Consider the following 21,579-nt stretch of genomic DNA (forward strand, 5'->3'; position numbering starts at 1 on the left):
CTCACTTCAAATAGGTACGAACGACGTCGATCAGGTCCGCGGCGCCCTGCGCCTTATCGGGATCCTTTTCCCGGGCGGGATCCACGACGTGATGACGGATGTGATCCTCGAGCAATTCCGCGGTGAGCCCGTTGATGGCGCCGCGAACCGAGGCCACCAGCATCAGCACGTCGGCACAACCAATCTCGGACTCCAGCGCGCGCTCGACGGCCTCCAGCTGGCCCTTGATGCGGCGAACCCGGCCGACGAGCTTGGACTTGTGCTTGATGGTATGCGACATAAATGTAATATAGGGGGGTACCCTATATCGGTCAACCACACTGTCGACGGGCCGGGCGCGCATCGAGGCATGGCGGGCGGGATGTCAGCGACGGGCTTCAGCCCATACTGCCAGGCATGAAGCAGCGCGCCTTCGGGTGACCGTCTATGTAGTAGGGCCACACGATGGGTCGGCCGGACAGGTTCGGCCCGGGCACGACGGCTTCGTTCGGAACGTCAACCCACTCACCATCGATGCGCACCCGATAATGGCCGTTCCTGGTTTCCCAGTCGACGTCGTCAATGTGCTGCGCATCCGTGCCATCGCAGCAGGGCCCCTTGCTGCTGTGCAAGCCCTCATACCAACCGTTCAATTCGGGCTGCTGATGATCGTGGGCGAGAGCGCCGCCGGTTGTTGTGATGAGCAGCATGGCGACAAGCTCAACAGGCGTCGCATGCCAATAATGACTGTCCATCAATCGGCATTGCTCCAATGAATGCAGGCGGGAGCGCGACACGTTCGCAGTGTCGGCGTCTACCTGAGCTGGTCCCTGCCACCGCGCAACTCGGCAACGAATTGTATGTTCCTATTCGCAACTCGCCGGAGATGGAGAGGTGACCCATCGGCTCGGGCCGGCTTCGGTCGGCGATTGAAGGAGGTAGCCTGCCGCTCCTGCGGCGAATGTTCGTTCCATACTGCGCGATGAAGTTTTCGTGACTGTCGATCGGCGATTGCTGCGGGATTTGGCAAAGTCAGGTTGACAGGCCGGAGATCAGGGTTTTTGATGCGGCTACGGGGATGTGCGATCTCCCCGCGAGGCGACATGCCCAAGAATCGCGTCCTGTCACCAAGGGCGCACCATGTCGTCATACACATCGATCTCATCCGAAAAATTGTCCCGTCTCATCGGCACGGCCAAGGCGCCGACGCTCGTCGACGTTCGCCTCGATGAAGATTTCGCTGCCGATCCGCGCCTGATCCCGGGCGCGGTCCGCTACTCCCATCGCGATGTCCAGGACTGGGCTTCCCGCCTCACCGGCCAGTCCGTGGTGGTGGTCTGCCAGAAGGGGCAGAAGCTTGCCGAAGGCACCGCGGCCTGGCTCCGCTGCAACAACATCACGGCCGAGATTCTCGAGGGCGGCCACCTCGGCTGGCGGGAGGCGGAGCTACCGACCGTTCCCGCCGACAAGATTCCGAAACGCGACGGGCGGGGCCGCACCGTCTGGGTGACGCGATCGCGGCCGAAGATCGACCGCATCGCCTGTCCATGGCTGATCCGCCGCTTCGTCGATCCTGCGGCGGTGTTCCTGTTCGTCACATCGGCCGAGGTCGAGGCGGTCGCCGAACGGTTCGACGCCACGCCGTTTGACATCGAGAACGTGTTCTGGAGCCATCGCGGCGAGCTCTGCACCTTCGACGTGATGGTCAAGGAATTCAGCCTCGCGACGCCGGCGCTGGAGCGGCTCGCGACCATGGTGCGGGCGGCCGATACCGCGCGGCTCGAGCTTTCGCCGGAGGCGCCCGGGCTGCTCGCCGCCTCGCTCGGCCTGTCGCGCATGTTCGACGACGACCTCGAGCAATTGAGCGCCGGCCTGCTGCTCTACGATGCGTTCTACCGATGGTGCCGCGACGCGACCAAGGAGACGCACAACTGGCCGACCAGCAAGGTGAAGCCATGACCGACGTCGCAACGACAGCGAAGGCGCGCGGGCACGAGCCCGCGCACGGCATCTCCTTCAACGAGGCGCTGCTGGTCTGGATGCGCGTCGCCATCCTGAGCTTCGGCGGACCGGCCGGCCAGATCGCGGTGATGCATCGCATCCTGGTCGAGGAGAAGAACTGGATATCGGAGGGGCGTTTCCTGCACGCCCTCAATTACTGCATGCTGCTGCCGGGGCCGGAGGCGCAGCAGCTGGCGACCTATATTGGCTGGCTGCTGCACCGCACGCTCGGCGGCATCGTGGCGGGCGGGCTGTTCATCCTGCCCGGCATCTTCGCCGTCATGGGCCTCAGCTATATCTACGCGGCGTACGGCAATGTCGGGTTTGTCGAGGCGCTGTTCTTCGGCCTGAAGGCCGCGGTGCTGGCCATCGTGATCCAGGCCGTGGTGCGGGTCGGCAAGCGCGCGCTGCGCAACCGGGTGATGATCGCGCTCGCGGCGATCGCCTTCGTCGCGATCTTCTTCTTCGCCGTGCCGTTTCCGCTGATCATCGGAGCCGCCGCGGTCACCGGGCTGGTCGGCGCACGCCTCGGCCGGAGCGAATTTGCTGCGATCGAGCATGGCGGCAAGAATTCCGCCGTGATCGACAGCATGCTCGGTGAAGCGGTGCCGGATCATGTTCGTCCCAACGCATCGCGCAGCTTGCGGGTCGGCACGATCTGGCTCGCGCTTTGGCTGGTGCCGGTGTTCGCCCTGCTCATTGCGCTCGGGCCCGGCGACGTGTTCACCCAGATCGCGATCTTCTTCAGCAAGATGGCGATGGTGACGTTCGGCGGCGCCTACGCCGTGCTGGCCTATGTCGCGCAACAGGCGGCCGACTATTATCACTGGGTCAGCCCGCGCGAGATGCTGGACGGGCTCGGCATGGCCGAGACCACGCCCGGCCCGCTGATCATGGTGGTTCAGTTCGTGGGCTTCATGGCCGCGTTCCGCGAGGCAAGCGGGCTGTCGCCGATGCTTGCCGCGACGCTCGGCGGGCTGCTCGCGACCTGGGTGACGTTCACGCCGTGCTTCCTGTGGATCTTCGTCGGGGCGCCCTACATCGAGGCGCTGCGCGGCAACAAGGCCCTGGCGGGCGCGCTTTCGGCGATCACCGCCGCCGTGGTCGGCGTGATCCTCAATCTGTCGATCTGGTTCGCGCTGCACACGCTGTTTCGGCAAACCTCGCCGGTGCATGGGCTTGGCCTGTCGTTCGACGCGCCGGTGCCCGATAGCGTCGACTGGCCGGCGCTGGCGTTGTCGATCGCCGCCGCGATCGCGATCTTCCGCTTCAATGTCGGGATGCTCAGTGTCCTCGCCACGTCCAGCATCACGGGCGTGCTGCTGCGCCTCGCGGGCATCATCTGAGCGGAGCGGCACGCATCGGAAGAACCTGGGGCAGCACAACACAACCAGGAGAACAACCATGCAGAGGCGAAGACTCTCCCACTTGATTCTCGCACTGACGATCGTGGGTGCGGCCATGCCGGCCCATGCCCTGACGCAGGACGAGTTGGTCGCGAAACTTCGCGCCGCCGGCTACGCCCAGGTCACCGACGTCAAGTCGACGGCCGAAGGCACGACGGCGAAGGCGATGAAGAACGGCAAGCCGGTGCGGCTCGTGATCGACAGCAGCGGCCAGGTCAAGGAGCGGGACTGAGCTTGCGCGCGCGAAAGCCGTCAACCGATCGATGGAGTGACAATCATGATGAGAGCTATTGTGGCCCTGTGCATGGCGGTGCTGTGGCCGGGCGCAACCCTGGCAGTACCGGCCGCCCTCGACGAGCAGCAGGACGCGGCTGTCACATTGCAGGCGGCGACGGTCCATCCGCAGGCGAGCGAGATGCTGCGCGGCGTCGTCGATCGCGTCGATGAACGCAACGACGCGCTGCTGATACGGCTGTCTCCGGGCCGGATCGAATCGTTCAAGGTTCAGGACGGCCTGATCTTCAATGCCGTCCGCTTCGGCGATCCCGTCGAAATCGCGGTGCAGAGCATCGCCGGGTTCCGGACCATCGTCGGGCTCTCGAAGCAATAGAGCCGGGCTCCGACGCATCGAAAACCAGGTTCAAGGGAGCAATTCAATGCGACACACGATTTCGGCGCTGATCGGCGTCGGTGCCTGCCTCTTCGCCACGGGCGGAAGCGCGCAAAAGATCGACTGGCAGGTGTTCACTGAGCCGTTCGTCTCGTCGGCGCATGCGCAGGCGATCGACTGGCAGAAGGTCGACGACGTGCTGGGCAGAAAACCCGCCGTCACCGGCGACGTGCATCGCTACGGCTTTCCGCGCAGCGACCTTGCGGTGACGCTCGACGGCGTCACCATCAAGCCGGCGCTGGCGCTCGGCGGCTGGGTCGCCTTCAAGCCCATGCACGACGGCGTCATGGCGATGGGCGACCTGGTGCTGCTCGAATCCGAAATCAACCCTGTGATGCTGAAGATGATCGGAAACGGCCTGCAGATCACGGCCGTGCACAACCATTTGCTTGGCGCGAGCCCGGCCACCTTCTACATGCACGTCGCCGGCCACGGCGACCCGGTCAAGATCGCCGCCGCGATCCGGGAGGGCCTCGCGGAAAGCAAGACGCCGCTCACGGCCGCGGCGCCGGCCGCGCCGCCACCGGCGATCGATCTCGATACCGCGCAGCTCGACCAGATCATCGGCGTCAAGGGCCAGGCCAATGGCGGCGTCTATCAGCTCAACGTTCCGCGCCGCGATCCGGTCACCGAGGATGGCATGCCGTTGACCCCGGTCGGCCCGATGGGCGTCGCCATCGGCATCAACTTCCAGCCGACCGGCGGCGGCAAGGCGGCGATCACCGGCGATTTCGTGCTGACGAATGACGAGGTCAACCCCGTCATCATCGCGCTGCGGACGCACGGCATCGACGTCACCGCGCTGCACAGCCACATGCTGGATGAACAGCCGCGCCTGTTCTTCATGCATTTCTGGGCCAATGACGACGCCATCAAGCTCGCCAAGGGCCTGCGTGCCGCGCTGGACAAGACGGCGAGCAACAGGAGCTGAGGGACAGGCCAGCCCCGGCAAGGGATCGGCCTCGGCCAAATGCATGGAACGGCTTTGCTGTCCTCGCGATTGTCGTGGGACGCACGACCCACCATGCATGGAGCCCGATCATTGCTGAAGCTGTACAGGTCGGCGACCTCCGATTGGCGAAGCATCGGCGCGCAATTGCCGTCCGAGATCATCTGGATCGATCTGCTCGATCCCACCGAGGACGAAAAGCAGTTCGTCGAGCGCGTGCTCGACATCCGCGTCCCGTCCGAGCGATCGTTGAGCGAGATCGAGGCGTCGAGCCGCCTGATCACCGACCATGACCGGCTCTATCTGAGCTCGCCGGCGGTGAGGCTTGACGACAACAACGAAGCCGAGATCACCAATATCGGCTTCGTGATCGGCCCCAAGGTGCTGGTCACCGTGCGGTTTGCGCAGCTGACCACGTTCGACGACGTCATGAAGCGGATCGGCACCGACAAGAGCCTGCAGAACGGCATGTGCGTGTTCACAGCGCTGCTCGAGGCCATGATCGATCGCGGCGCCGACGTACTGGAGCATCTCGGCGCCAAGACCGACAGGCTGTCGCGGGGCGTCTTCAAGGGCGGCCTGGTACGGAGCAAGCGTCCGGTGCGCTCCAGCCGCAGGCTGCGCGAGGCGCTGGAGAACATCGGCGAGCTCGCCGATCGGCTGGCGAAGGCGCGCGACGTGCTGCTCGGCGTCGGCCGGGTCGCGAGCTTCGCCGACGACGTCGGCAATGAATGGATCACATCGGCATCGAAGCGCCGGCTGGAGGCCGTCTCCAAGGACGTCGCCTCGCTCGGCGACTACGAGACCCGGCTGTCGGACAAGATCCAGCTGCTGCTGGACGCCGTGCTCGGCTTCATCAACATCCAGCAGAACGACCTGTTCAAGATCCTGACCATTGTGTCGGTCGTCGGCGTTCCCCCGACCATCCTGGTCGGCGTCTGGGGCATGAATTTCAAGGCGATGCCGGAGCTGAGCTGGACGTTCGGCTATCCCTTGGCCTGGGCCGCGATCATCGCCAGCGGCATCCTGCCGGTGCTCTGGTTCAAGCGGCACGGCTGGTTCGATTAAAACAAGCGAAGTTGAAACGCCGCCGCGTTATCCGCGTTGAGAACCTGCCTGCGCGTCGATAAAACTGAAGCCGCCCACCCGCCCCCGCGGCGCGGTCATCCCCATCGAAGAGTTCACCTATGCGCCCCCACATCATCTGCCACATGGGCACGTCGATCGACGGCCGGCTGCATCCCAGCCGCTTCACCAAGGCCGCCGCCGGGATCCCGGCCGACGTGCTGCGCTCGCACTACGAACGGATCCATGACGGCTTCGATGCCGACGGATGGATCATTGGCCGCGTCACCATGAACGAGATGGCCAAGGGAACGGAGCGGCATATCGCCAACCCACCGAGGCTGCCGCGCGAGGCGCATCTCGGCAATCGTAACGGCCGCAAGCTTGCGATCGGCATCGATCCGTCGGGCCGCGTGCATTTCGGCAAGGACAATGTCGGCGGCGATCATGCCGTCGCGGTGCTGGGCGAACAGGTATCCGACGCGCATCTCGCCGAACTGCGCGAGGACGGTGCGTCCTATCTGTTTGCCGGCGCGAAGGGCGACGATCTGCCGGGCGCGATGGCGCAGCTCGCCGCCCTGTTCGGCGCCAAGACGCTGCTGCTCGAGGGCGGCGGCGGGATCAACGGCGCCTTCCTCAAGCACGGGCTGATCGACGAGTTCAGCACATTGATCTTTCCGGCGGTCGACGGCGTCGCCGGATCGCAAAGCATCGTCGACTATCACGGCCCGGACGGCGACCGCCCCGGCGCCGGACAGTCGCTGCGGCTCACCCATTGCGAGACGCTGGAAGGCGGCATGGTCTGGCTGCGTCACGCCGTGGAGCGCGCGCCGGACTGAGTTTGCCTATGGCTTGGGATTCTCCACCCAGCCGGTCCGGCATGCAGCAACGAAAAACGCGACGCCGCGCGCGACATGGGCGTCGATCTCGGGATCGAGCGCCTTCAGATCCACCTCGAACAAGGCCCGCAGCAGCATCGGCACGGCGATGATGTCGAGGAACATCCGCGCCGTGGTCGGCAGCTGCTCTGGCGCGAAGGCCGGCAGCTTGCCGAGCTCGTCGGATTGCGTCAGCTCTCGCAACAGGTGAATGCCGAGCTCGGTGCTGAGCGCGCGCGCCCTGCGGTTGACGTTGGCGGCGAGATCCGGGAAGCGGTGCGCCTCCGCGATCGCGAGCCGCATCAGGCCGATCCGGTCGGCGTCGAAGCCCCAATGCAGCAAGGTCGAGGCAACGCTGGTGAGGCGCTCCTCGATGGTCGCGCCGACCGGCGGATCGGCCTTGAACTCGGCGATGCGTGACAGGATGTCCCGCGTCACCACTTCCGTGAACAGCGCCCGCTTGTCGCGGAAGCGCGCATAGATCGTCCGCTTGCCGGAGCGCGCGACTTCCGCGATCTCGTCGATGCTCGCGCCCTCGAACCCGCGCTGCAGGAACACTTTGCGCGCGGCCTCGAGAATCCGCGCATCGACCTCGCCGGCAAGCTCCTTCGGCGGTCGCCCGGCGCGCACCTCGACTGGCCTGGCTTTGGCTGCCCGCGGCTTCTTCAGGGTACTGGTGATCATCGCATCGACCCGGGTTCGATGGGCCGGTCAGGCCGGCAATATCAAGCAATATAGCCTTATCACAACTAGTTGTAAATAGAACGATACAGTTCCGTTCTTATTGACGCTGCGCCGCAGCGGGACTATTTGTCGCATAGAACGGAACGGTACCGTTCCTTTTTGCGAAGGCCCTGCGGACCTCGCTCGTCAGCCAGGAGCAGCCATCATGTTCGAAGACACTGTTTTGGAGCGCGACCAACCGGGCCACGAGGGCATCGAGGGCACCCCCTCGGCGACGGCCTCGCATGAGCCCGATGTCAGATCGGAGCGGCCGGAGATCACGACACGAGCTCCGGCGCAGGAGCGTCCCGCGGGCAAGCAGCCCGCCCCGCCGGCAACCGTCCCGCCCGAGGTCGCCGGCACGGCGCCGAAGCGCGGCTTCCTGCGCCGCCGTCCGGTCGTCTCCGCGATCGGCGCCGTGCTGCTCGCGGCGGCAATCGGCGGCGGCTATCTCTACATGGACTACAGCGGGCATTTCGAATCCACCGACGACGCCTTCATCGCCGCGCGGCAATCCGCGCTCGCGCCGAAGATCTCCGGCTACATCACCGCCGTCCCGGTCACCGACAACCAGCATGTCGCGGCCGGCGACGTGATCGCCCGGCTCGACGACCGCGACTATCGCGTCGCGCTGGCGCAGGCCGAGGCGCAGGTCGCGGCCGCGCGCGCCAACATCGAGAATGTCGATGCGCAGCTCGACGTGCAGCAGGCGCAGATATCGGCCAACCAGGCCCAGGTCGACCAGGCGCAGGCAGCGCTGGTGTTCGCCCAGCAGCAGGCGACGCGCTACCAGCATCTGGAGCAATCCGGCTACGGCACGGTGCAGAATTCCGAGCAGTTCACCTCGCAGCTGCATCAGCAGCAGGCTGCGCTGCTGAGCGCGCAGGCGACGCTCAACCTCGCGCAGCGCCAGGTCGAGTCGCTGAAGGCGCAGCGCAAGAGCGCGGTCGCGAACCTCGCCCAGGCCGAGGCACAGCGTGACCAGGCCAGGCTCAATCTGTCCTATACGACGGTCACCGCCGCGCAGCCGGGCCGCGTCGTCAACCTCTCGGCCGCGGTCGGCCAGTTCGCGCAGGCCGGCACCAATCTGACGATGTTCGTGCCCGACCAGACCTGGGTCACCGCGAACTTCAAGGAGATCCAGCTCGACAAGATGCGGCCGGGCGAGAAGGTGACGCTGAAGATCGACGCCTATCCCGGCCGCACCATCCAGGGCCATGTCGAGAGCGTGCAGCCGGGCTCCGGCACCGCGTTCTCGCTGCTGCCGGCGCAGAACGCCACCGGCAACTACGTCAAGATCGTGCAGCGCGTGCCGGTGAAGATCGTGATGGACAACCCGCCGGCCGACGTCGCGCTCGGTCCGGGCATGTCCGTCGTCCCGACGGTGCGGATCGATGCCGCGCCGTCGCTGCTCGAGCGGCTTGGAAAACTCTGATCCGGAGAGGCTGTCATGAGTGCCGCTGCAATCGATGCCAATAGCCTCCCCACTCCGAACGTTGCCGTCAATCCCTGGCTGATCGCCATCGTGGTTGCGCTCGCGAGCTTCATGGAGGTGCTCGACACCACCATCGCCAATGTGGCGCTGCCCTATATCGCCGGCGGCATGGGCGTGAGCGAGGATGAGGCCTCCTGGGTGGTCACCACCTATCTGGTGTCCAACGCCATCATCCTGACCGCGTCCGGCTTTCTCGCCCGCACGCTCGGGCGCAAGACCTTCTTCCTGATCTGCCTCGGCATCTTCACCGTCAGCTCGATCCTGTGCGGCTTCGCGCCCAATCTGAACACGCTGCTGCTATTCCGTATCCTGCAGGGTCTCGGCGGCGGCGGCATGGTGCCGGTGGCGCAATCGATTCTCGCCGACGCCTTCCCGCCGGCCAAGCGCGGGCAGGCGTTCGCGGTGTTCGGCATTGCCGTCGTGGTGGCGCCGGTGGTCGGTCCGACGCTCGGCGGCTGGCTGTCCGACAACCTCTCCTGGCACTGGTGCTTCCTGATCAACGCGCCGGTCGGCGTGTTCGCGATCGCGCTGATCGCGGCCGTGCTGCAGGAGCCCGCGACCGCGAAAGCCAAGGGGGCGCAGCCCCAGGGCAACACGTTCGACTTCATCGGCTTCGCGCTGGTCGCGACCTTCCTCGGCGCGCTCGAGGTGATGCTCGACCGCGGCCTCGAGGACGACTGGTTCGCATCGCCCTTCATCATCACCTTTGCAGTGATCTGCGCTACGGCGTTCGTGCTGATGATCCCGTGGGAGATGACCCGGCGCAATCCGATGATCGATCTGCGCATGGTCGCAACCCGGCAGTTCGGCGCCTGCTTCCTGGTGATGCTGGCGACCGGCGCCATCCTGCTCGCGACCACGCAATTCTTGCCGCAGCTGGTGCAGCAGGATTTCGGCTACACCGCGACCTGGGCCGGCCTCGTGCTCTCGCCCGGCGGCGTCGTCACCATGATGATGATGTTCGCGGTCGGTCGGCTCGCCGCCCGGGTGCAGCCGAAATACCTGATCGTTGCCGGCGCGCTGGTGATCGCCGCCTCGATGTACAGCATGACCAACGTCTATGCCGATCTCGGCTTCTGGTTCATGGCGCGCTCGCGCATGCTGATCGGCGTCGGCCTGCCGCTGATCTTCGTGCCGATCATGGCGGCCTCCTATGACGGCATTCCGCCCGACAAGACCGACCAGGCCTCCGCGCTGATCAACGCGGCGCGCAACACCGGCGGCTCGATCGGCGTCTCGATCGTCTCCAACGTGCTGACGCATCGCCAGCAATTCCACCAGAGCCGGCTGGTCGAGCAGGTGACGCCGTCCAGTCCGCAATACCAGGACACGCTGCACCAGATCACCGACTTCTTCGTCGCCCAGGGCAGTTCGCTGGCGCAGGCGCACAGCCAGGCGATCCAGTGGATCGGGCAACAGGTGCAGACCCAGGCCTCGTTCCTGTCTTACATGGACGCGTTCTGGGTCCTGATGCTGATCGCGCTGTCGGCGATCCCGCTGGCGCTGACCTTGCGCAAGGTCAGGCTTGGCGGCCCCGCCCCTATGGGTCATTGATCCCGGCGCGGACGTGCATGAGCTACGGCGGAATGCAGGCGTGGCGAAGCCGCGCTATCGACCGGACGGGTCCGCGCGCCACGCGCGGGCCTTCGCGGTCGTCTCCTCGACGAAGCGAGTTTTGCCGTTGCGATAGGCCGCGATGTCCTCTCTTGAGGAGGCAGCAAGGGCTTGCTTGATATCCGCGTAGGCGCGGGCCGCCTCGGGATGCGCGCGAAGATAGTCCCGGAACACCAGCAGCGTTTCCCAGCGCGGATTGGATGGCTCCATCACATGCAGATGATGGGTCCAGGGCCCCGGAGGGCCCTTGCGGAAGAACAACTCGCCAGGCAGCCACGCCGCGTATTCCGGTATGTAGTTGTAGCCGAGCGCCTCGATCGGCTCGATGCAGCGTTCCCGTACCTCCGCGAGGCTGGGGACACCGACCATCAGGTCGATGATCGGCTTCGACGGCAAACCTGGAACCGCAGTGCTTCCGACATGCTCGATGGCCAAGGCCAGCGAGCCGAGCGCATGCTCGATCCTCGCGCGCTCCGTCTCGAACATGGCCGGCCAGTCGGGGTCATAGTCCAGGACAACGATCGGTCCGGCGCCGTATTTCTCCATGGCACACCCTGATTGCTTGCCGCGAAGTCTCCTTCGCGGGTCAATCAAACCATGCCGAGACTAGGTTCGACCAAAGGCGGGCCGCCGGTGGCCGCGCCACCACAGGCCGAAGGCGATGGTGACCGCGGCGGCCAGCGAGAACCAGGTGATGGCGTACTGCATGTGGTCGTCCTTGAGACGCACCTTGAGCGGTCCGGGCTTCGGCGTGCCGCTGTCGGGCACCGGCGCCTCGAGGTCGATGTAGAACGGTGCGACCTGGCCCCAGCCGAGCGCCTGCGCCATTGCGCGATGATCGCGCACGAACCACAGCCGCTTCGAGATATCTTCCTTCGGCGTCAGCCGGCCCGGTGGCTCGGGAAAGCGAATATAGCCGGTCAGTTCAACCGGCGTGCCGGTGACAAGGCGGCCAACGACGCGGTCCTCGAAGGCGCGATCCTGCATCGTGTTCTGGACGAAGCCGGTGTTGATCACAACGGTCTCGCCGCTCGCGAGCTTCGCCGGCAGCAACGCCCAGGTGCCGGGACCCGAAATGTCGTCGCGCACCGCGGAGCCGGAGCTGAACACCATCGCGTCGGGCTGCTTCGCATAGGTCGCGGTCAGCGTGACGCGGCGGAATTCATCCTTGGCGGAGGTCAGCGTCGGCCATGCCGACGGCGGTGGCAGCGCCTCGGTCGGGGCGGCCAGCCGCGCATCGAGCGCCGCGATCAGCGCGTGCTTTTCGACCCGGCGCTGCAATTGCCAAAAGCCGAGGGCGATAAACACCGCGATCAGGATCAACGTGAAAATGCCGAAGCCGGCCGCGCTCGGCCGGCGAGAGCCTTTTGACGCGTTTTCTTGGCGCGAACCGGTGTCCACTTCGCTGGAAAACGCTTTTTTCGTCGTATCATTCATTTCGGGTCGCGCTCGATCAATTGGCCTTCGGCGGCCTTGTGGTGGAATTGCAGCGCGATCAGAAGTGCCTTCATCGATCGTAGCGGCAGGATCGTGGTGACCAGGATCAACGGCAGCCACAGCGCGGCGTGCACCCAGAACGGCGGCTGGTACTTCACCTCGACGATCAGCGCCGCCGCGACCACGATGGCACCGGCCAGCATGATGACGAAGATCGCCGGCCCGTCGCCGGAATCGATGAAGGCGAAGTCGAGGCCGCAGGCCTGGCAGCGCGGCGCCAGCGTCAGGAAGCCGGAATAGAGCTTGCCCTTGCCGCAGCGCGGGCAGCGGCAGGCGATGCCGCGCAGTGCGCTCTCAGTGACGGTCGGCGGGGTATCGGTCATCGGTTCTCTTCAAAAGCAAAGGGGCGACCATTCGGCCGCCCCCTCTTAGCACGTCGGCCGGCAATTAGTGTGCGCCGTGGGCCATCGTCTCGGCGCCGTGGCCCCAGACGTAGATGCAGATGAACAGGAACAGCCAGACCACGTCGACGAAGTGCCAGTACCAGGCGGCAAACTCGAAGCCGAGGTGCTGCTTCGGCGTGAAGTGGCCGGCATAGGCGCGGATCAGGCAGACCAGCAGGAAGATGGTGCCGACCAGCACGTGGAAACCGTGGAACCCGGTCGCCATGAAGAAGGTCGCGCCATAGACGTTGCCGCCGAACGAGAACGTCGCATGGGCGTACTCATAGGCCTGCACGCAGGTGAAGAGGGCGCCGAGGATCACGGTGAGGATCAGGCCCTGCTTGAGGCCCTGACGGTCGTTCTCGAGCAGCGCATGGTGCGCCCAGGTGACGGTGGTGCCCGAGGTCAGGAGCAGCAGCGTGTTGAGCAGCGGCAGATGCCAGGGATCGAAGGTCTCGATGCCCTTCGGCGGCCAGGTGCCCGGGACCGAGCAGGCGCCCATCGCCGTGCCGGCGCCGCAGCCGAACACCGCATCGCGCGTGGCGTGCACCGCGTCGGCCGGGAACAGCGCCGAGTTGAAGAAGGCCCAGAACCAGGCGACGAAGAACATCACCTCGGAGGCAATGAACAGGATCATGCCGTAGCGGTGGCTGATCTGCACCACGCGGGTGTGGTCGCCCTTGTACTGGGCTTCCTTGATCACGTCGCCCCACCAGCTCGCCATGGTGTAGAGCACGCCAATGGTGCCTACGCCGAACACGATCGGGGCGGCGGAGAACATGTGATGCATCCAGCCGATCGCGCCGAACGCCATGATGAAGGCCGAGATCGAGCCGACCACCGGCCATGGGCTCGGGTCGACGAGATGATAGTCGTGATGCTTGACTTGCGCCTCAGCCATTGCCGTCTCTCCATTCGCGTGCCGCAAGGCACGTCTTAAATCTCAAATTCCAATCTCTTCAGCATGATCTTCTCGGAAAACCGGTCTCCACTTTTCCGGATCATGCTCTAGCCGCCCTTGCGCTGCTCCGCCTCGCCGGCCGCCACGGGCTTCGGCGTTGCGTCGCGCACGGGGAAGAAGGTGTAGGACAAAGTGATCGTCTTCAGCGTGTCGTTCTCGCTGTCCTTGGCCAGCGCCGGATCGACATAGAACACCACGGCCATCTCGCGCTTTTCGCCCGGCGCCATGGTCTGTTCGGTGAAGCAGAAGCAGTTGATCTTCTGGAAATAGGCGCCGACCGTCAGCGGCGCGACATTGTAGGACGCCTGGCCGGTCGTGGTGCGCGCCGACTGGTTGGTGACGGTGTAGTAGACCGTGACCACCTGGCCGATCTTGACGTCGATCGTGTTCTGCTCCGGCTCGAACTTCCAGGGCAGGCCCGGCGCGACGTTGGAATCGAAGCTGACCGAAATGGTGCGCGCGAGCGGCGCATCCGAAGGCACCGAGGTCGCGACCTGGGTGGTGCCGTTGAAGCCGGTGGTACGGCAGAACCAGTTGTAGAACGGCACGGCTGCGTAGGACGCGCCGACCATCAGCACCACGACGAAGCCGCAGATCGAGGCAACCACGGCGTCGCGCGTCAGCGTGCGGCGCGTGACCTTGGCGCCCTCACCCTGCTGCGGTTCCTGGTTCGCCATCTCACTCACAGCGGCCGCACCAGCACGGCTGGTCCCTTGACGAGGGTGACGGCGAAGAACAGCACGACCAGGATGCCGAGCGCGAGCGCGATGGCGATCGAGCGCTGGCGGCGGCTCCTGAGCTGCGCCTCGGTGAGGACGATTCCTTCTGGTTCGCGTTTCTCGTCCATTGATATCCCATGCGCCCCCATCTCGCCCCCCGGCTCCCTATCCGATGAAGACAGGCGCAATCGCGCGGACCACGACCTCGGCGAGGAGGACGGCAAACAGCGCGAACAGATAGAGGATCGAGAAGGCGAACAGCCGGCGCGTGGCGCGATTGGCAGCCGTGCCCTCGCGGCGGCGATAGACCTCGATGGCGAGCCACAGCATGCCGGCGCCAAGCACCAGCGAGGTGACGCCGTAGATCGCGTCGAAATAGCCGAGCGGCCACGGCGCCAGCGCGATCGCGACCAGCACGATGGTGTAGAGCAGGATCTGCAGCCGGGTCGCGTCGGGACCGGCGACGACCGGCAGCATCGGGATGCCGGCGCGCGCATAGTCGTCGCTGCGGAACAGCGCCAGCGCCCAGAAATGTGGCGGGGTCCAGAAGAAGATGATCAGGAACAGCAGGATCGGCTCGACCGAGAGCGATCCGGTCGCGGCGGCCCACGCCACCACCGGCGGCAAGGCACCGGCGGCGCCGCCGATCACGATGTTCTGCGCGGTCCAGCGCTTCAGCCACATCGTGTAGATCACGGCGTAAAAGAAGATGGTGAAGGCAAGCAGCGCACCCGCCACCCAGTTGACGAGGATGCCGAGCGTCATCACCGAGAAGAAGGCGAGCGTGATGCCGAACGCGGCCGCCTCGGTCGGCGTGATCCGGCCGCGCGGGATCGGCCGGTTGGCGGTGCGCGTCATCAGCGCGTCGACATCGCCCTCATAGGCCATGTTGAGCGCGCCGGAGGCGCCGGCGCCGACCGCGATGCACAGGATCGAGGTGAACGCCAGCACCGGATGCACGTGCACCGGCGCGATCATCAGCCCGACCAGCGCGGTGAAGATCACCAGCGACATCACGCGCGGCTTCAACAGCGCGATGTAGTCGCCCACTTCGGCCTCGGAGATCCGGGGCAGTTCGATGGCGTTGTGATCGACAACCGACAAGATCAGGTCTCGCTTCTCTCAAAAGGCGCGGCGCACCGCTAAGTGCGCCGCGTTGTCGTGGACTTACTGCACGCGGGGCAGCACTTCGAACTGGTGGAACGGCGGCGGCGAGGTCAGCGTCCACTCCAGCGTGGTCGCACCCGCACCCCACGGATTGTTCGCGGCCTGCTCCTTGCGGACGAAGGCATCGATCACGCCGTAGATGAAGATCAAGACGCCGATGCCGGAGATGTAGGAGCCCCAGGAGGAGATCAGGTTCCAGCCCGCGAATGCATCCGGATAGTCGACATAGCGGCGCGGCATGCCCGACAGGCCGAGGAAGTGCTGCGGGAAGAACACCAGGTTGACCCCGATGAAGGTAAACCAGAAGTGCGCCTTGGCGATGGTCTCCGAGTACATGTAGCCGAACATCTTCGGGAACCAGTAGTACCAGCCGGCGAAGATGCCGAACACGGCGCCGAGCGACAGCACGTAGTGGAAGTGCGCCACCACGTAATAGGTGTCCTGCAGCACGCGATCGACACCGGCATTGGCCAGCACGACGCCGGTGACGCCGCCGACGGTGAACAGGAAGATGAAGCCGATCGCCCAGATCATCGGCGCCTTGAACTCGATCGAACCGCCCCACATCGTGGCGATCCAGGAGAAGATCTTCACGCCGGTCGGCACCGCGATCACCATCGTGGCGGCGACGAAATAGGCCTGCGTCGCCGAGGACATGCCGACGGTGTACATGTGGTGCGCCCACACCACGAAACCGATGCCGCCGATCGCGACCATGGCGTAGGCCATGCCGAGATAGCCGAACACCGGCTTGCGCGAGAAGGTGGAGACGATCTGGCTGACCATGCCGAAGGCGGGCAGGATCAGGATGTACACTTCGGGGTGGCCGAAGAACCAGAACAGGTGCTGGAACAGCACCGGGTCGCCGCCGCCGTCAGCCGCAAAGAAGGTGGTGCCGAAATTACGGTCGGTCAGCAGCATGGTGATCGCACCGGCGAGCACCGGAAGCGACAATAGCAGCAGGAACACGGTGACCAGGATCGACCACACGAACAGCGGCATCTTGTGCAGGGTCATGCCCGGCGCGCGCATGTTGAAGATCGTGGTGATGAAGTTGATGGCGCCGAGGATCGACGAGGCACCCGCAAGATGGAGCGAGAGAATCGCGAAATCGACCGCAGGACCCGGATGGCCGGAGGTCGACAGCGGCGCGTACATGGTCCAGCCCGCGCCGACGCCGTTGGCGCCCGGCTCACCCTCAACGAAGGTGGACATCAGCAGCAGCGCGAACGAAGCCGGCAGCAGCCAGAACGAGATGTTGTTCATGCGCGGGAACGCCATGTCCGGCGCGCCGATCATCAGCGGCACCATCCAGTTGCCGAAGCCGCCGATCATCGCCGGCATGACCATGAAGAAGATCATGATCAGACCGTGCGAGGTCACGAACACGTTATAGGTGTGCGTCTCGTGGAATATCTGGACGCCCGGATACATCAACTCGGCACGGATCGCGATCGACATCGCAGCACCGATGATGCCCGCGATCACCGCAAAGATCAGGTACATCGTACCGATGTCCTTGTGGTTCGTGGAGTAGAGATAACGCCGCCATCCGGTCGGATGGTGGGCGTGATCATCATGGGCGTGATCGTCGTGTGTCGCTGCGCCTGTCGCCATGTTCAAAATCCTGCCTTGCAGTCCCTCTTGGACCTTGCGGTCCCGTCGCCCTTATTCCATCCGCGCCGTAAGCCGTGAGGCTTACTGCGCCGCCTGACCAGCCGAGGCGTAGGAATTCGCCGGGTTGGTCGCAAACTTCTTCTTCGCGCCTTCAACCCAGGTCGCGAATTCCTGGTCGCTGACGACCCGCACCGCGATCGGCATGAAGGCATGGTCCTTGCCGCACAGTTCCGAGCACTGGCCGTAGAACACGCCGGTCTTGGTCGCCTTGAACCAGCTCTCGTTGAGACGGCCGGGGATCGAGTCGATCTTCACGCCGAAGGCCGGCACCGCGAAGGAGTGGATCACGTCGGCACCGGTGGTCTGGATCCGCACCACCTTGTTGACCGGGACCACCATCTCGTTGTCGACGCCGAGCAGGCGCGGCTGCTTGTCCTTGTCGAGCAGCGAGTCGAACTCGAACTTGCCGTTATCCGGGTAAGCGTAGGACCAGTACCACTGCTTGCCGGTGACCTTCACCGTGAGGTCCGGCTTCGGCACGTCGAGCTCCAGGAACAGCAGGCGGAACGACGGCACCGCGATGCCGACCAGGATCAGGACCGGGATCAGCGTCCAGGCCACCTCGATCAGCGTGTTGTGGGTGGTCCTGGAGGGGACCGGGTTGGCCCTGGCGTTGAACTTCACCACCACGATGATGAGCAGCGCGAGCACGAACAGCGTGATCAGGGTGATCAGCACCAGCAGGAAATTGTGAAACCAGATGATGTTTTCCATCACCGGGGTCGCGCCTTCCTGCAGCGTGTGCTCCCACGGCGCCGGCTGCCCCATTTCGGCGAAGGCCGATCCCGTGGCGACAGACGCCACACCCGCCACCGCCAACCCCAGCAATTGCCTGCCCAACCGGCCAATCGACATCTTCATGCCGCTCGCGCTCCCTTGCATTATTCCCCAAAGCACCCCCGGCATGTGGCCGAAAATGCAGCACGATCCGCCCTGACAAACGGCCTTCCGGACATACCCGTCTCTGAGTCAAGGTGGGTACGGGAGCCAGATCGCTAGAACGCGTCGAAATCCAGCCTCTCAAACCATAATTCTCCGGCGCTCGCAATGCAGTAGTGGGGCCGAAAGCCATGCGCCTGCGATGAAGCTGCCGCTTGCGATTTTTCCCGCAAAATCAAGCGAAAGTCCCCGAAACGACGCCGCATGCAGTTGACAGGGGGATTACCGGATGTACCCACAGACAGGGCAGCGCACAGGAACCTGATTCGCTGCGGGCTGCCCCAATCCGGCGCGAGAATGGCTTCAAGATCGCCTTCAAGGCGCCGTCATTGCGGTATCAGTCGACGCCTGAGCATGATCCGGAAAAGTGGAGACCGGTTTTCCGAAAGATCATGCTCAAACAAGAAGATGAGATCATGATTCGCTTCCGGGAAGCGCATCATGGCGCGCGTGCTACCGGCGGCCGGACGGCCGGACCGACCGAACATCTATAAGGATCGACCCGGATGGGCGCTTCGAACATTCGTTTGACGATGGCCAGCCGGCTCGGCGGCCTCGCGATTCTGGCCCTCTGTCTTGGCCTTTCTCTTCTCCTTTCCCTTGGCCTGACCCAGTCGGCAAACGCGCAAGGCGCCGTGCGCTCGGTCCATGGCGACTGGCAGATCCGCTGCGACACCCCGCCCGGCGCCCAGGCCGAGCAATGCGCACTGATCCAGAGCGTGGTAGCGGAAGACCGCTCCAACGCCGGCCTGACCGTGATCGTGCTGAAGACCGCCGACCAGAAGAGCCGCCTGATGCGCGTGGTGGCGCCGCTCGGCGTGCTGCTGCCCTCCGGCCTCGGCCTCAAGCTCGACAATCAGGACGTCGGCCGCGCCGGTTTTGTCCGCTGCCTGCCCAATGGCTGCGTCGCCGAGGTCGTGATGGACGACAAGCTGCTCGGCCAGCTCAAGAACGCCAAGACCGCGACCTTCATCATCTTCGAGACCCCGGAAGAGGGCATCGGCTTTCCGCTCAGCCTGAACGGCCTGGCTGAGGGCTATGACAAATTGCCGTAGGGGCGAGAGGTCTGACCGCGCCGCGAACGGCAAGAGGACGTAGCCCGCATGAGCGAAGCGACATGCGGGAGCTCCCGGATATCGCTGCGCTCATCCGAGCTACTCGTTGCCGACTCACCGCCCCCCACCCGCATAATAATCGAACAACCCGCTCGCCTCCGCAGAGAGCCAGTCGGCCTCGCCCGTCATGTAGCCTTCGACTTGTCCAGTGATGCCGATCAAAAATGAGATCGGCATGCCGTAGAGCGCAAACGGCGTGTCGACTTCGGCGGCGTCGACGCGCGACACGAGACCGCCCGGATCGAAGCCGATCGCGAGGTGGCGGAGCCTGAGCTGCTTGACGTAGGGCGCGACCGGCGCGCGGTTGCGATCGGTGCTGACAGCGACGACGACGAGATCGCTGCGACCGCCGGCGGCAAGGCGGTCCAGCATCGGTAGCTCGGTCCGGCACGCCGCGCACCAGGTGGCCCAGAAGTTGACCAGCACCATCCTGCCTTTGAACGCGGTGAGATCGAGCGCGCCGCCGGCGAGCACGGGGATCGCAACCTGCGGCACCGGGCGGGCGCCTTCGACCTGCGTGAACTGGTGCCGGATGGTGCCGAATTGCGGCGGTGCCGATGCGGCGCGCACGGCTCCGGCCGGCATCGCGAGCGAGGCGCCGGCGCCGATCATGCTGGCCACGACGGCGCGGCGCGAGGGTGCGTGAGCTGACGTCATAATGGGTTCTCCACTTGGCCTGATCGCTGCATCGCTCAGGAGCGGATGTAGGACCAGCCGGCTTCCTGCAATTCGATGATGCGACCGGGCCCGTTCGGCACCAGGTCGACATTGTCGAGCAGGACGAGCGGATGTCCCTCGGCGCGCTCCATGCCGAGCTTGGTGGCTTCGCAGACCACGAAGCGGATGTCCGGCGTGAGCCCTCTCACCACCCGGAGCAGGTCCTTCACCGGCGAGGTATCGGCCCGCAGCATGTGGACGCCGGCATTGTAGGCGACGACCTCGATCTCGAACGGTTCGTTGCGCTCCCGATAATATTTCGGGAGGTTGAGCGCGGTCGAGATCAGCGCCCGCATCGTGGTCGGGTCGTCGCTGTTGATCGGCAGCACCAGGCGGTGCATGCGCGGCTCCGACTTCCTGGACTCAAGTTTCTTGGGCTCGGGTTTCGAGACCGCCGCGACCGAACCGGTGAGCAGCATTGTCGCGGCGAACGGCACCGCGAAGGCCAGCACCAGCCCGGTCACGACCGCCAGCTTGCGGCGAGAGACGCGCATCGCGCTCACCTCACGGCGCGCTCGCGAGCAGCGCGAACTGGCTGCGCTTGGCGTAGGCGACGATTGCACTCAATGTCAGCAGCACGAGGGCGGGCACCGGCGAGCCGCCGATCACGAACAGATGCGTAATGGTCGCACCGACCATGATGCAGCTGAGCAGCACGCCGCCGAACGCTGCGACCGGGGGCAGCAGGATCAGGACCGCGCCGAGCAGCTCCAGCGATCCGGTGAAATAGCGGAACCACTGACCGAGCCCGATATGCTCGAATTCCTCGACCAGCATCGGCACGCCGTAAAGCTTGGCGGCGCCCGCGGCGGCAAAGGCCAAAGCGAGCAGTCCCCTGACGACCCAGAGGCTGACGGATTTCCAGCGCGACGGCGCCGCGGCAACTGCAACTGACATTTATGACTCCCGAGTTGTTCGTAAGGCCGGACCGCGGCTACCCGACCGATCGGCGGCTGGCCCGCGGCTTTCGGTGGTCTAAATTCGGAAGTAAGATGAAAAGAACAAGTAGGATGCTTTTTGTGAGGTAGTATGAAAAAACTGACTATTGAGCCTGCCGAGCCTCCGGCGGCGTCCGAGCCGTGCAACGGCGACCTGTCGGCGCAATTTCATCGCGCGCTGTCGGTGCTGGCCGGGAAATGGAAGGGCGACATCCTCTGGCAACTGGTCGAGCGCAAGCGGCGGTTCGGCGAGCTGCGCCAGTCGATCCCCGGCGTGACCCAGCACATGCTGACCACGCAGCTGCGCGATCTCGAGGCCAATGGCCTCGTCAAGCGCACGGTCTATCCCGAGGTGCCGCCACGGGTTGAGTACGAGATGACGCCGTCGGCCAAGGCGCTCAAGCCGGTGTTCGACGAACTGTACCGCTGGGCGCAGGAGCATGGCTTTCCGACCTCGGCGCAGGGCACCGCGCAGCCGAAGCCGCAATCGGGCGATGCAGCCGAGCGCGAAAGCCAGCCGCGGAAGGCGGATCGGCGCTCAAGGTGATGACGACAAGGTGAGGAGCCCGACGGCGCACTGTGATCGACCGCATAATCGCAGGCACTCCCGGTTTGCTACCCCAACCACTATCTTTGGTGATCGCCGTCCGGGCCTGAACCGGGACCGGTACAGGTTTCCGGGTTGT

General features: G+C 65.1%; 27 protein-coding genes. 12 read left to right on the forward strand and 15 right to left on the reverse strand.

The annotated features are described in order from the left end of the window. Nucleotide 1: 1 nt before the first annotated feature. Both ACE10X_RS40765 and ACE10X_RS40770 read right to left on the reverse strand, forming a co-directional pair. Nucleotides 2–280 (reverse strand): metal/formaldehyde-sensitive transcriptional repressor, encoded by a 279-nt coding sequence (locus tag ACE10X_RS40765; RefSeq protein WP_038384439.1) that lies wholly within the window; start codon nucleotides 278–280, stop codon nucleotides 2–4. A 97-nt stretch (nucleotides 281–377) separates the two neighbouring features. Continuing rightward, nucleotides 378–734, reverse strand: coding sequence for a hypothetical protein (locus ACE10X_RS40770; RefSeq protein WP_244435776.1), 357 nt, complete (start codon nucleotides 732–734; stop codon nucleotides 378–380). A 385-nt stretch (nucleotides 735–1,119) separates the two neighbouring features. On the opposite strand from ACE10X_RS40770, the gene ACE10X_RS40775 reads away from it, so the two are divergent. The 7 genes from ACE10X_RS40775 to ACE10X_RS40805 all read left to right on the forward strand — a co-directional run bounded on the left by ACE10X_RS40775 (nucleotide 1,120) and on the right by ACE10X_RS40805 (nucleotide 6,909). After that, complete coding sequence (locus ACE10X_RS40775) at nucleotides 1,120–1,938, forward strand: sulfurtransferase/chromate resistance protein (protein WP_038384440.1); 819 nt, start codon at nucleotides 1,120–1,122, stop codon at nucleotides 1,936–1,938. After that, entirely contained in the window at nucleotides 1,935–3,326 is a 1,392-nt protein-coding gene (gene chrA / locus ACE10X_RS40780; protein ID WP_038384441.1) for a chromate efflux transporter, read from the forward strand. Before ACE10X_RS40775 ends, chrA begins: the two co-directional genes overlap by 4 nt. A gap of 58 nt (nucleotides 3,327–3,384) precedes the next feature. Then, nucleotides 3,385–3,618, forward strand: coding sequence for a hypothetical protein (locus ACE10X_RS40785; RefSeq protein ID WP_038384442.1), 234 nt, complete (start codon nucleotides 3,385–3,387; stop codon nucleotides 3,616–3,618). A gap of 72 nt (nucleotides 3,619–3,690) precedes the next feature. Then, nucleotides 3,691–3,996: a hypothetical protein gene (locus ACE10X_RS40790; protein ID WP_038384443.1), complete on the forward strand. Its 306-nt coding sequence runs from the start codon at nucleotides 3,691–3,693 to the stop codon at nucleotides 3,994–3,996. Between the two features lie 46 nt (nucleotides 3,997–4,042). Then, on the forward strand, nucleotides 4,043–4,987 hold the full coding sequence (locus tag ACE10X_RS40795; RefSeq protein WP_038384444.1) for a DUF1259 domain-containing protein: 945 nt from the start codon (nucleotides 4,043–4,045) through the stop codon (nucleotides 4,985–4,987). 111 nt (nucleotides 4,988–5,098) lie between these two features. Then, a complete protein-coding gene (locus ACE10X_RS40800) occupies nucleotides 5,099–6,073 on the forward strand; it encodes a magnesium transporter CorA family protein (protein ID WP_038384461.1) in 975 nt (324 codons plus the stop codon). Between the two features lie 119 nt (nucleotides 6,074–6,192). After that, complete coding sequence (locus tag ACE10X_RS40805) at nucleotides 6,193–6,909, forward strand: dihydrofolate reductase family protein (RefSeq protein ID WP_038384445.1); 717 nt, start codon at nucleotides 6,193–6,195, stop codon at nucleotides 6,907–6,909. 6 nt (nucleotides 6,910–6,915) lie between these two features. Here ACE10X_RS40805 and ACE10X_RS40810 read toward each other — a convergent pair whose 3' ends face one another. Beyond that, on the reverse strand, nucleotides 6,916–7,632 hold the full coding sequence (locus tag ACE10X_RS40810) for a TetR/AcrR family transcriptional regulator (protein ID WP_051002963.1): 717 nt from the start codon (nucleotides 7,630–7,632) through the stop codon (nucleotides 6,916–6,918). Between the two features lie 205 nt (nucleotides 7,633–7,837). Here ACE10X_RS40810 and ACE10X_RS40815 point away from each other — a divergent pair, with 205 nt between their 5' ends. Then, nucleotides 7,838–9,106 carry an HlyD family secretion protein gene (locus ACE10X_RS40815; protein ID WP_375763728.1) on the forward strand — a complete coding sequence of 423 codons (1,269 nt, stop codon included), beginning with the start codon at nucleotides 7,838–7,840 and terminating at the stop codon, nucleotides 9,104–9,106. A 15-nt stretch (nucleotides 9,107–9,121) separates the two neighbouring features. After that, on the forward strand, nucleotides 9,122–10,720 hold the full coding sequence (locus tag ACE10X_RS40820; RefSeq protein ID WP_038384447.1) for a DHA2 family efflux MFS transporter permease subunit: 1,599 nt from the start codon (nucleotides 9,122–9,124) through the stop codon (nucleotides 10,718–10,720). Between the two features lie 54 nt (nucleotides 10,721–10,774). Here ACE10X_RS40820 and ACE10X_RS40825 read toward each other — a convergent pair whose 3' ends face one another. The 9 genes from ACE10X_RS40825 to coxB all read right to left on the reverse strand — a co-directional run bounded on the left by ACE10X_RS40825 (nucleotide 10,775) and on the right by coxB (nucleotide 18,045). Further along, nucleotides 10,775–11,326, reverse strand: a complete 552-nt coding sequence (locus ACE10X_RS40825; protein ID WP_038384448.1) for a GrpB family protein — start codon at nucleotides 11,324–11,326, stop codon at nucleotides 10,775–10,777. Nucleotides 11,327–11,386: 60 nt separating this feature from the next. After that, nucleotides 11,387–12,217, reverse strand: a complete 831-nt coding sequence (locus ACE10X_RS40830; protein ID WP_375763729.1) for an SURF1 family protein — start codon at nucleotides 12,215–12,217, stop codon at nucleotides 11,387–11,389. Beyond that, nucleotides 12,214–12,600: a DUF983 domain-containing protein gene (locus ACE10X_RS40835; protein ID WP_026191934.1), complete on the reverse strand. Its 387-nt coding sequence runs from the start codon at nucleotides 12,598–12,600 to the stop codon at nucleotides 12,214–12,216. The genes ACE10X_RS40830 and ACE10X_RS40835 overlap by 4 nt, the downstream gene beginning before the upstream one ends. 64 nt (nucleotides 12,601–12,664) lie before the next feature. After that, nucleotides 12,665–13,561 carry a cytochrome c oxidase subunit 3 gene (locus ACE10X_RS40840; protein WP_028338984.1) on the reverse strand — a complete coding sequence of 299 codons (897 nt, stop codon included), beginning with the start codon at nucleotides 13,559–13,561 and terminating at the stop codon, nucleotides 12,665–12,667. Nucleotides 13,562–13,668: 107 nt separating this feature from the next. After that, nucleotides 13,669–14,298: a cytochrome c oxidase assembly protein gene (locus ACE10X_RS40845; RefSeq protein ID WP_038384449.1), complete on the reverse strand. Its 630-nt coding sequence runs from the start codon at nucleotides 14,296–14,298 to the stop codon at nucleotides 13,669–13,671. 5 nt (nucleotides 14,299–14,303) lie between these two features. After that, nucleotides 14,304–14,468, reverse strand: coding sequence for a hypothetical protein (locus tag ACE10X_RS40850; RefSeq protein ID WP_018269059.1), 165 nt, complete (start codon nucleotides 14,466–14,468; stop codon nucleotides 14,304–14,306). A gap of 37 nt (nucleotides 14,469–14,505) precedes the next feature. After that, on the reverse strand, nucleotides 14,506–15,444 hold the full coding sequence (locus ACE10X_RS40855) for a heme o synthase (RefSeq protein WP_038384450.1): 939 nt from the start codon (nucleotides 15,442–15,444) through the stop codon (nucleotides 14,506–14,508). A gap of 63 nt (nucleotides 15,445–15,507) precedes the next feature. Next, nucleotides 15,508–17,124 carry a cytochrome c oxidase subunit I gene (gene ctaD / locus ACE10X_RS40860; protein WP_038384451.1) on the reverse strand — a complete coding sequence of 539 codons (1,617 nt, stop codon included), beginning with the start codon at nucleotides 17,122–17,124 and terminating at the stop codon, nucleotides 15,508–15,510. A gap of 81 nt (nucleotides 17,125–17,205) precedes the next feature. After that, nucleotides 17,206–18,045 carry a cytochrome c oxidase subunit II gene (gene coxB / locus ACE10X_RS40865; protein WP_038384464.1) on the reverse strand — a complete coding sequence of 280 codons (840 nt, stop codon included), beginning with the start codon at nucleotides 18,043–18,045 and terminating at the stop codon, nucleotides 17,206–17,208. 233 nt (nucleotides 18,046–18,278) lie between these two features. On the opposite strand from coxB, the gene ACE10X_RS40870 reads away from it, so the two are divergent. After that, nucleotides 18,279–18,617, forward strand: coding sequence for a hypothetical protein (locus ACE10X_RS40870; protein ID WP_375763730.1), 339 nt, complete (start codon nucleotides 18,279–18,281; stop codon nucleotides 18,615–18,617). 12 nt (nucleotides 18,618–18,629) lie between these two features. Next, complete coding sequence (locus tag ACE10X_RS40875) at nucleotides 18,630–19,178, forward strand: invasion associated locus B family protein (RefSeq protein WP_038384452.1); 549 nt, start codon at nucleotides 18,630–18,632, stop codon at nucleotides 19,176–19,178. Between the two features lie 114 nt (nucleotides 19,179–19,292). On the opposite strand, the gene ACE10X_RS40880 is transcribed toward ACE10X_RS40875, so the two are convergent. From ACE10X_RS40880 to ACE10X_RS40890, 3 genes are read right to left on the reverse strand one after another with little or no spacing between them, the layout of a single operon-like run. Then, nucleotides 19,293–19,895: a TlpA disulfide reductase family protein gene (locus ACE10X_RS40880; RefSeq protein WP_038384453.1), complete on the reverse strand. Its 603-nt coding sequence runs from the start codon at nucleotides 19,893–19,895 to the stop codon at nucleotides 19,293–19,295. A gap of 35 nt (nucleotides 19,896–19,930) precedes the next feature. Further along, complete coding sequence (locus ACE10X_RS40885; protein WP_304557324.1) at nucleotides 19,931–20,449, reverse strand: hypothetical protein; 519 nt, start codon at nucleotides 20,447–20,449, stop codon at nucleotides 19,931–19,933. A gap of 10 nt (nucleotides 20,450–20,459) precedes the next feature. Continuing rightward, entirely contained in the window at nucleotides 20,460–20,852 is a 393-nt protein-coding gene (locus ACE10X_RS40890; RefSeq protein ID WP_038384454.1) for a DoxX family protein, read from the reverse strand. 132 nt (nucleotides 20,853–20,984) lie between these two features. On the opposite strand from ACE10X_RS40890, the gene ACE10X_RS40895 reads away from it, so the two are divergent. Then, nucleotides 20,985–21,440, forward strand: a complete 456-nt coding sequence (locus ACE10X_RS40895; protein WP_051002964.1) for a helix-turn-helix domain-containing protein — start codon at nucleotides 20,985–20,987, stop codon at nucleotides 21,438–21,440. Nucleotides 21,441–21,579 lie beyond the last annotated feature (139 nt).

This window comes from Bradyrhizobium sp. Pha-3 (assembly GCF_042258325.1).
Classification (GTDB): Bacteria; Pseudomonadota; Alphaproteobacteria; order Rhizobiales; family Xanthobacteraceae; genus Bradyrhizobium; species Bradyrhizobium elkanii.

Excerpts from the sequence above, each read along its gene's own strand:
- ACE10X_RS40765 (WP_038384439.1), bottom strand. The coding sequence starts at position 280 with ATGTCGCATACCATCAAGCACAAGTCCAAGCTCGTCGGCCGGGTTCGC.
- ACE10X_RS40770 (WP_244435776.1), bottom strand. The coding sequence starts at position 734 with ATGGACAGTCATTATTGGCATGCGACGCCTGTTGAGCTTGTCGCCATG.
- ACE10X_RS40775 (WP_038384440.1), top strand. The coding sequence starts at position 1,120 with ATGTCGTCATACACATCGATCTCATCCGAAAAATTGTCCCGTCTCATC.
- chrA (WP_038384441.1), top strand. The coding sequence starts at position 1,935 with ATGACCGACGTCGCAACGACAGCGAAGGCGCGCGGGCACGAGCCCGCG.
- ACE10X_RS40785 (WP_038384442.1), top strand. The coding sequence starts at position 3,385 with ATGCAGAGGCGAAGACTCTCCCACTTGATTCTCGCACTGACGATCGTG.
- ACE10X_RS40790 (WP_038384443.1), top strand. The coding sequence starts at position 3,691 with ATGGCGGTGCTGTGGCCGGGCGCAACCCTGGCAGTACCGGCCGCCCTC.
- ACE10X_RS40795 (WP_038384444.1), top strand. The coding sequence starts at position 4,043 with ATGCGACACACGATTTCGGCGCTGATCGGCGTCGGTGCCTGCCTCTTC.
- ACE10X_RS40805 (WP_038384445.1), top strand. The coding sequence starts at position 6,193 with ATGCGCCCCCACATCATCTGCCACATGGGCACGTCGATCGACGGCCGG.
- ACE10X_RS40810 (WP_051002963.1), bottom strand. The coding sequence starts at position 7,632 with ATGATCACCAGTACCCTGAAGAAGCCGCGGGCAGCCAAAGCCAGGCCA.
- ACE10X_RS40815 (WP_375763728.1), top strand. The coding sequence starts at position 7,838 with ATGTTCGAAGACACTGTTTTGGAGCGCGACCAACCGGGCCACGAGGGC.
- ACE10X_RS40820 (WP_038384447.1), top strand. The coding sequence starts at position 9,122 with ATGAGTGCCGCTGCAATCGATGCCAATAGCCTCCCCACTCCGAACGTT.
- ACE10X_RS40825 (WP_038384448.1), bottom strand. The coding sequence starts at position 11,326 with ATGGAGAAATACGGCGCCGGACCGATCGTTGTCCTGGACTATGACCCC.
- ACE10X_RS40830 (WP_375763729.1), bottom strand. The coding sequence starts at position 12,217 with ATGAATGATACGACGAAAAAAGCGTTTTCCAGCGAAGTGGACACCGGT.
- ACE10X_RS40835 (WP_026191934.1), bottom strand. The coding sequence starts at position 12,600 with ATGACCGATACCCCGCCGACCGTCACTGAGAGCGCACTGCGCGGCATC.
- ACE10X_RS40840 (WP_028338984.1), bottom strand. The coding sequence starts at position 13,561 with ATGGCTGAGGCGCAAGTCAAGCATCACGACTATCATCTCGTCGACCCG.
- ACE10X_RS40845 (WP_038384449.1), bottom strand. The coding sequence starts at position 14,298 with ATGGCGAACCAGGAACCGCAGCAGGGTGAGGGCGCCAAGGTCACGCGC.
- ACE10X_RS40850 (WP_018269059.1), bottom strand. The coding sequence starts at position 14,468 with ATGGACGAGAAACGCGAACCAGAAGGAATCGTCCTCACCGAGGCGCAG.
- ctaD (WP_038384451.1), bottom strand. The coding sequence starts at position 17,124 with ATGGCGACAGGCGCAGCGACACACGACGATCACGCCCATGATGATCAC.
- coxB (WP_038384464.1), bottom strand. The coding sequence starts at position 18,045 with ATGAAGATGTCGATTGGCCGGTTGGGCAGGCAATTGCTGGGGTTGGCG.
- ACE10X_RS40875 (WP_038384452.1), top strand. The coding sequence starts at position 18,630 with ATGGGCGCTTCGAACATTCGTTTGACGATGGCCAGCCGGCTCGGCGGC.
- ACE10X_RS40880 (WP_038384453.1), bottom strand. The coding sequence starts at position 19,895 with ATGACGTCAGCTCACGCACCCTCGCGCCGCGCCGTCGTGGCCAGCATG.
- ACE10X_RS40885 (WP_304557324.1), bottom strand. The coding sequence starts at position 20,449 with ATGCGCGTCTCTCGCCGCAAGCTGGCGGTCGTGACCGGGCTGGTGCTG.
- ACE10X_RS40890 (WP_038384454.1), bottom strand. The coding sequence starts at position 20,852 with ATGTCAGTTGCAGTTGCCGCGGCGCCGTCGCGCTGGAAATCCGTCAGC.
- ACE10X_RS40895 (WP_051002964.1), top strand. The coding sequence starts at position 20,985 with ATGAAAAAACTGACTATTGAGCCTGCCGAGCCTCCGGCGGCGTCCGAG.